Source organism: uncultured Methylobacterium sp. (genome assembly GCF_964242245.1).
Taxonomy (GTDB): domain Bacteria; phylum Pseudomonadota; class Alphaproteobacteria; order Rhizobiales; family Beijerinckiaceae; genus Methylobacterium.
In genome coordinates this window covers 44,190-50,482 of sequence record NZ_CAXTBY010000017.1, presented here as the reverse complement: position 1 = coordinate 50,482, position 6,293 = coordinate 44,190, and the positions used below count along the sequence as shown (strand labels likewise).

Annotated in this window: 7 protein-coding genes; 4 read left to right on the top strand and 3 right to left on the bottom strand. The window is 68.9% G+C overall.

Annotation, left to right across the window (positions count from 1 at the left end):
- Positions 1-390: 390 nt before the first annotated feature.
- The gene (locus ACFE8Y_RS06540) at positions 391-969 is read right to left on the bottom strand and encodes a TetR/AcrR family transcriptional regulator (protein ID WP_375463583.1); all 579 of its coding nucleotides are present in this window, start codon (positions 967-969) and stop codon (positions 391-393) included.
- A gap of 73 nt (positions 970-1,042) precedes the next feature.
- Between ACFE8Y_RS06540 and ACFE8Y_RS06535 the strand changes: the two genes are divergently transcribed.
- The 3 genes from ACFE8Y_RS06535 (at position 1,043) to ACFE8Y_RS06525 (ending at position 3,128) form a co-directional block, all read left to right on the top strand.
- Positions 1,043-1,750, top strand: a complete 708-nt coding sequence (locus tag ACFE8Y_RS06535) for a glutathione S-transferase family protein (protein WP_375463582.1) — start codon at positions 1,043-1,045, stop codon at positions 1,748-1,750.
- Positions 1,744-2,370, top strand: a complete 627-nt coding sequence (locus ACFE8Y_RS06530) for an NAD(P)-dependent oxidoreductase (protein WP_375463585.1) — start codon at positions 1,744-1,746, stop codon at positions 2,368-2,370. Before ACFE8Y_RS06535 ends, ACFE8Y_RS06530 begins: the two co-directional genes overlap by 7 nt.
- A 113-nt stretch (positions 2,371-2,483) precedes the next feature.
- Complete coding sequence (locus tag ACFE8Y_RS06525) at positions 2,484-3,128, top strand: pyridoxamine 5'-phosphate oxidase family protein (RefSeq protein ID WP_375463581.1); 645 nt, start codon at positions 2,484-2,486, stop codon at positions 3,126-3,128.
- 376 nt (positions 3,129-3,504) lie between these two features.
- Here ACFE8Y_RS06525 and ACFE8Y_RS06520 read toward each other — a convergent pair whose 3' ends face one another.
- Both ACFE8Y_RS06520 and ACFE8Y_RS06515 read right to left on the bottom strand, forming a co-directional pair.
- The gene (locus ACFE8Y_RS06520; protein WP_375463580.1) at positions 3,505-3,777 is read right to left on the bottom strand and encodes a YiaA/YiaB family inner membrane protein; all 273 of its coding nucleotides are present in this window, start codon (positions 3,775-3,777) and stop codon (positions 3,505-3,507) included.
- A gap of 42 nt (positions 3,778-3,819) precedes the next feature.
- Positions 3,820-4,509 (bottom strand): PspA/IM30 family protein, encoded by a 690-nt coding sequence (locus tag ACFE8Y_RS06515; RefSeq protein WP_375463579.1) that lies wholly within the window; start codon positions 4,507-4,509, stop codon positions 3,820-3,822.
- Positions 4,510-4,697: 188 nt separating this feature from the next.
- Here ACFE8Y_RS06515 and ACFE8Y_RS06510 point away from each other — a divergent pair, with 188 nt between their 5' ends.
- A complete protein-coding gene (locus tag ACFE8Y_RS06510; protein ID WP_375463578.1) occupies positions 4,698-6,278 on the top strand; it encodes an ABC transporter substrate-binding protein in 1,581 nt (526 codons plus the stop codon).
- Positions 6,279-6,293: the final 15 nt, after the last annotated feature.

The window sequence follows — 6,293 nt, the reverse complement described above, 5'->3', positions numbered from 1 at the left end:
GCGCGTCGTGGAGCCCAGCCGTTCGCGATCCGAACCCGCGCAGGCAAGCGCCGTCCCGCGCGATCCAAGCGCCGTCTCGCGCGGGTGTTATACGGTTTCACGGTTGATCGGTTCGGTTGCGTGCTCCCTCCCCCTTCTGCGGGGGAGGGTGGCCCTCGCGTGAGCGAGGGTCGGGAGAGGGGTGCGCCGCATCCGGTATCGTCGCTCCCCTCTCCCGACTTAGCTCGCGGGCCACCCTCTCCGGGAGAGGGAAGAGGGCCTGAGCGACGCTCCTGATCCGATCAACCGAAAACCGTATCAGTTTGAAATTTAGCTGGAATGTCCGCAGCGGGTCGGAAGCAGTCGGTCGTGCCGGGTCAGGATTTAAACTGAGACACGATCCTCGCGCGATCATGGGCGCGCGCGCAGCAGCGTTTCCGCCGCGCGCTTCGCCGCGGTCATCGGGTCCGCCACGCCTCTCAGGTAAGCCTCGGTGACCGCGCCGTCGAGCAGCAGGACGATCTGGTCGGCGAGTTCGGCGCGGTTCGGGCGGCCTGCGTCGAGCAGGTGGAGGACGTGCTCGCGCAGGCCGCGCTTGTAGGCCTGCACGATCGCGTAGACGGGACCTGATGCGTCCGCCGCCTGAAGGCTCGCGTGGATGAAGGGACAGCCGCGCGCGTCGGCGTCCTGTCCGCGCCTGTCGAAGTGGTCGAAGACGCCCAGGATGGTCTCTTCGTCCGAGCGCCCGGACCGTTCCATCGCGCCGAGCGCCTGCAGGGCCGCCCGCGCCATCTCGTCGTACACCGCCGCGGTCAGCGCGTCCTTGGAGGGGAAGTTGTTGTAGAGCGTCATCCGGGCGACGCCGGCGGCGGCGGTCACGTCGTTGATGCCGACGTTGGACGCACCGTGGCGCGTGAACAACCGGCGTGCGGTCGCCAACAGGCGGTCGCGCCCGGCGGGCCCGCGGGACCCATCATCGTTCTGCTGCATCTCCCCTCCGGTTGACAGGGCGGTTTCAATGATTAGGTAGATCAGTCTACCTATTTGACCAAGGGGTCCTCCCGTGTCCGAGATCAGGCTTTGGTATTCCCCGGGAGCCTGCTCGCTCGCGCCGCACGTCCTGCTCCATGAAATCCGTGCCCCCTTCGACGCGATCGAGACATCGGTCGCGAAGGGCGCGAACCTGACCGACGACTTCGCCCGGCTCAACCCGAAGCGGCGCGTGCCCGTGCTCGCCCTGGACGGCGCGGTGATCACGGAGGTTCCGGCGATCGCCACCGCCATCGCGAACCTGGCTCCGGAGCGGCACCTGATGGGCAGGACCGCCCTCGACCGCGTGCGGGTTTGCGAGTGGATGAACTGGCTGTCCGGCACCTTGCACGGACAGGGTTTCGGAGGATTGTGGCGGCCGCAGCGCTTCTCCGACGAGCCGAGGGTCTTCGAGAGCATCAAGGCCAGGGCCAGGACAACGATCTCGGAGTGTTTCGAGGTCATCGAGCACAGGCTCACAGGTCCACACGCGACCGGTGACGGCTTCACCGCGGTCGATCCGTTCCTGCTGGTCTTCTACCGTTGGGGGAACGGCGTCGGCCTCGACATGCCGACAACCTACCCGAGCTACGCGCGCTTCGCGCAAAGGCTTGTCCAACGGGCCTCGGTCGCGACCGCGCTCGCGGCGGAAGGGATCGACGGCCAATCGCTCAGAGACCAAGTGCCCCGGCCGGACAGTGCCCCGCACACCGCGCCATCGACCGAGGAGATGCTATCGTGAGAATCGCCATCATCGGCGCGACCGGCTTGGTCGGAACCCGGATCCTGTCGGAAAGCCTCGACCGCGGGCACGCGGTCACGGCGATCGTCCGCAACCCGGACAAGCTGCCGACGCATCCGAAGCTCGGGGCGGCGCGGGGCGATGCGACCAAGCCTGCGGAGCTGGCCGCGCTGGTTGCGGGACACGACGCGGTGATCAGCGCGTTCAACCCGGGCGCGGACGCGAGCGGCACGGGCGCGGGGTCGATCATCGCGGCGGTCAAGCGGTCCGGGGTCGAGCGCCTGCTGGTCGTGGGGGGCGCAGGCACCCTCGAGATCGCGCCCGGCCAGCGTCTGGTCGACCAGCCCGACTTCCCCGCCGCGTGGAAGGACGGCGCGCTGCGCACCGCGGACTTCCTGGATCAACTGCGCGGTGAGACCGAACTCGATTGGGCGTTCGTGAGCCCGGCCGCCATGCTCGCTCCGGGCGAGCGCACCGGCACCTATCGTGTCGGCGCAGACCAACTCCTGACGGACGGCGACGGCGAGAGCCGCATCTCGCTCGAAGACTACGCGGTCGCCATGCTCGACGAGATCGAACGCCCGCAGCATCATCGACAACGCTTCTCGGTCGCTTATTGAAGCGGCGTCCTCGTCAACCCGGTAAACCCTGGTCGCGATGGAACGTCGAGCGGCTCTGCGGCCGGACGGGCCGTTCGGTGAAGGCGTGGCGTCAACGAATCGAGCAAGGGGCGATGAGCGCATTCTTCGGGTCGACCCACAGGCACTTCCAGGACGAGCACGGAACGCGCAAGCTGGCGGACCGGCTGGAGGACCTCGCCCACCCGGCCTTCGAGGCGCGGGACCGGGACTTCATCCAAGGCGTATCGATGGTCTTCATCAGCACCGTGGACGGGCAGGGCCGGCCCACGGTCTCCTACAAAGGGGGGGCGCCCGGGTTCGTCCGCGTCACCGGTCCGAGCGAACTGGTGTTCCCGAACTACGACGGCAACGGCATGTTCCTGACGCTCGGAAACATCGCCGAGAGCGCCCAGGTCGGCCTGCTCTTCATCGACTTCGAGCGACCGCACCGCCTGCGCGTCCAGGGTCGCGCCGAGCTGTCGAACGATCACGCCCTTCTCGGCCTGTATCCCGGGGCAGACTACGTCGTCCGCGTGACGACGAGCCAGATCTTCGTGAATTGCGGCCGCTACATCCACAGGAACGCCGGCTCTACACCGTCGCCCCACGTTCCCGACCCGCGGGGGCGGCAGCCCTTCCCGGCCTGGAAGCGGTTGGATCTCTTCGAGGGCGCGCTGCCGGCGCCCGATGCGCGAAGGGTCGACGAGGCCGGCGGGATGATTCCCATCGAGGCGTATCCTGGCGAAGACGGCGCCTAAGCAGGTTTCGGAAAAGTGCCCCGCGGTTTTCCGACAAAAACCTGCGACGAAACAAGAAGCTGAGCAGAGTTGCGTTGGCCTGCCGACGCAAGCCTGCTCAGGGCTCGGACGCGATCACGGCCGGGAGGCGATGGCGCACGCCACGCCCGAGACGATCTTCGGTCGATCGGCTCTGGGGCATCGCATCCCGTCATCCGCGCGCCCTTCCCTCTTCCCTCTGCGGGAGAGGGTGGCCCGCGAGCTCAGTCGGGAGAGGGGAGCGCGTTGTCCGGGTACGGCGCTCCCCTCACCCGACCCTCGCGTGAGCCGAGGCCCCCCTCCCCCCGCGGAGGGGGGAGGGAGCGCGCGCAACCAAACCGATCAGCCGGCAACCGTATCACTCCTTGCCGACCGACATGAGCAGGCGCTCGGTCTTGGCGTCCTCGATGCGGTTCACCATGCGCCGGGCCTCGTGCACGTCGCGCACCGTCTTCGTCGCGGTGATGCAGGACTGCACGAGCATGACCATGCCCATGGCGAAGTAGCCCTTCATCCAGATGTCGACCGGCATGAACAGGATGCCGAGCGCGACCATCGCGGCCGAGCCGATGAACGAGGCGTAGGTGAAGCTGACCCAGGCGCCGGAATGCTGTGTGGTTTCGTTGGTCATGACGGGTCCTCTCGGGTGCGGGGTGATGGGGTGCGTGGGGTCTCAGGCGGAGGGCTGCTGGGCAAGGCCCGCCTCGCGGCGCAGCCGGTCGAGCACCGCCCCGCCGCTCGGGCGCGTGCTCGGGCCGAAGCCCTCGCGTTCCAGGCGCTCGGCGATGCCGATCCCGGGCGCGGCCTCGTCCAGGGCGGCCTCCGTGTCGGCGGCCTCCGCGTGCAGGGTGCGCAGGCGCGCCAGGGTGGCCTCGGCCTCGCGCAGGGTCGCCGCCTCGCACGGCGCGGTGCGGGCGCCGAGGCGGCGCGCGGCCTCCGTCGCGGCCGCGACCCGGCGCCCCCGTTCCAGCTCCGCCTGCCGCCGCGTCGCGTCGGCGACGGCGCCGCGGATGCGTGCGACTTCGGCTGAAAAGCGCGCGCGGGCGGCGCGCACGGCGTCGCGCTCGGCCTCCAGCTCGGCGATCGCCTCGGCCGCTTCCCCGGCGAGATCCTCCCGTCCGCCCTTGAGCGCGGCGATCGCGCGCGCCTCAAGGTCGCGGGCCCGGGCTTCGAGCTCGTCGATCCGGCGCGCCTCGGCCCGGTCGCCGGCGATCGCGACGGCGAGCGCCCGGCGGCTGCGCTCCAGCGCCGCCCGCGTCTCGCGGATCTGCTGGTCGAGGATCAGCAGGGCGTTGCGATCGAACAGGTCCTCGCCCGCGCGGGCCGCGGCCCCCCGGGCCAGGATGCGAAACACGTTGAGCATGCGCTGTCTCCCACGGCATGTCTGTCGTCCACGACCGGAAGGTCTCACGAGTTTGAACGACGTTCAAGTGTGTTTTTGCACGCCGTACAAATAGCGGGAACGGGCCGGACGAGCGCGGCCCGCGCGTGACGCGCGGCCCGCATCATGCATTCATCGGCCGCGGCGGCCGGGCGTCAGGGAGCGAAGCGATGCGTAGGGGACTGGGTTACGGGTGGCCGGCGGCGCTCGCCCTGCTGGCGGCGCTTGGCGGCACGGAGGCGTTGGCCCAGGCCAAGCCCGTCACGATCCGCGCGGTGATGCATTCGGGCCTGCGCATCACCGACCCGATCATCACCACCGCCTACATCGCGCGCAACCACGGCTACATGATCTACGACACGCTGTTTGCCACGGACGCCGAGTTCCACGTCCAGCCGCAGATGGTGCAGGACTACAAGGTCAGCGACGACACGCTCACCTACACCTTCACGCTGCGCGACGGCCTGAAGTTCCACGACGGCGCGCCGGTCAAGTCGGAGGATTGCATCGCCTCGATCCAGCGCTGGGGCCAGCGCGACGGCATGGGCCAGAAGCTCATGCAGTACACCGCCTCGCTGGACGCGGTGGACGACAGGACGTTCAAGCTGGTGCTGAAGCAGCCCTACGGCCTCGTGCTCACCTCGCTCGGCAAGCCGTCCTCGAACGTGCCGTTCATGATGCCCAAGCGCATCGCCGAGACGCCGGCCGACCGCAACGTGCCCGACGAGATCGGCTCCGGGCCGTTCCGGTTCGTCAAGGCCGAGTTCCAGCCCGGGCTGAAGGTCGTCTACGAGAAGAACCCCGACTACGTGCCGCGGAAAGAGCCGCCGAGCTGGACCTCGGGGGCCAAGGTGGTGAAGGTCGATCGCGTCGAGTGGATCAACATCCCCGACTACCAGACCGCGGTGAACGCGCTGATCAACGGCGAGATCGACTACGTCGAGCAGCCGCCGCACGACTTCCTCACCGTCCTCAAGGGCAGCCCGGGCATCCAGATCATCAACTACAACACGCTCGGCATGTCGGGCATGCTGCGGATGAACTGGCTCAACCCGCCCTTCGACAACGAGAAGGTCCGCGAGGCCGCGCTGCTGGCGCTGAACCAGACCGACTACCTCGACGCGCAGATCGGCGACCCGGACTACGAGGTGCCGTGCCTCGCGCTGTTCGTGTGCAAGACCCCGAACGCCACCGATGCCGGCGCGCCCAAGCTCGACCTCGCCCGCGCCAAGCAGCTCCTCAAGGAGGGCGGCTACGACGGCAAGCCGATCGTGATGATGCAGCCGACGGATCTGGCCATCGTCGCGCCGCTCGGCCCCGTGGCGGCGCAGGCCTTGCGCAAGATCGGCATGGTGATCGACCTGCAATCGATGGACTGGCAGACGCTCGTCGGGCGCCGCGCCAAGCAGGATCCGGTGGCGCAGGGCGGCTGGAACATCTTCCACACCACCTGGGTCAACGCCGACATGCTCAACCCGGTGGCCAATGTCGGCGTCAACGGCAAGGGCAAGGTCGGCGGCTGGTTCGGCTGGGCCAAGGACGAGGAGATCGAGCGGATGCGCGACGCCTACGCCCTCGAGACCGACCCGGGCAAGCAGACCGAGATCGCCAAGGCGGTGCAGGAGCGCGCCTACAAGATCGGGATGTACTACCCCACCGGCCAGTTCCGCTCGCCGCTGGCGGCCAGCCCCAAGCTCTCGGGCATCCTGGAGGCGCCCGCGCCGGTGTTCTGGAACATCGAGAAGAAGTAGCTCCCTCCCCCCTCT

Bases quoted from the DNA above. Each gene is read 5' to 3' on its own strand.
- ACFE8Y_RS06515 (WP_375463579.1), bottom strand. From the start codon at position 4,509: ATGCTCAACGTGTTTCGCATCCTGGCCCGGGGGGCCGCGGCCCGCGCG.
- ACFE8Y_RS06520 (WP_375463580.1), bottom strand. From the start codon at position 3,777: ATGACCAACGAAACCACACAGCATTCCGGCGCCTGGGTCAGCTTCACC.
- ACFE8Y_RS06540 (WP_375463583.1), bottom strand. From the start codon at position 969: ATGCAGCAGAACGATGATGGGTCCCGCGGGCCCGCCGGGCGCGACCGC.
- ACFE8Y_RS06525 (WP_375463581.1), top strand. From the start codon at position 2,484: ATGAGCGCATTCTTCGGGTCGACCCACAGGCACTTCCAGGACGAGCAC.
- ACFE8Y_RS06510 (WP_375463578.1), top strand. From the start codon at position 4,698: ATGCGTAGGGGACTGGGTTACGGGTGGCCGGCGGCGCTCGCCCTGCTG.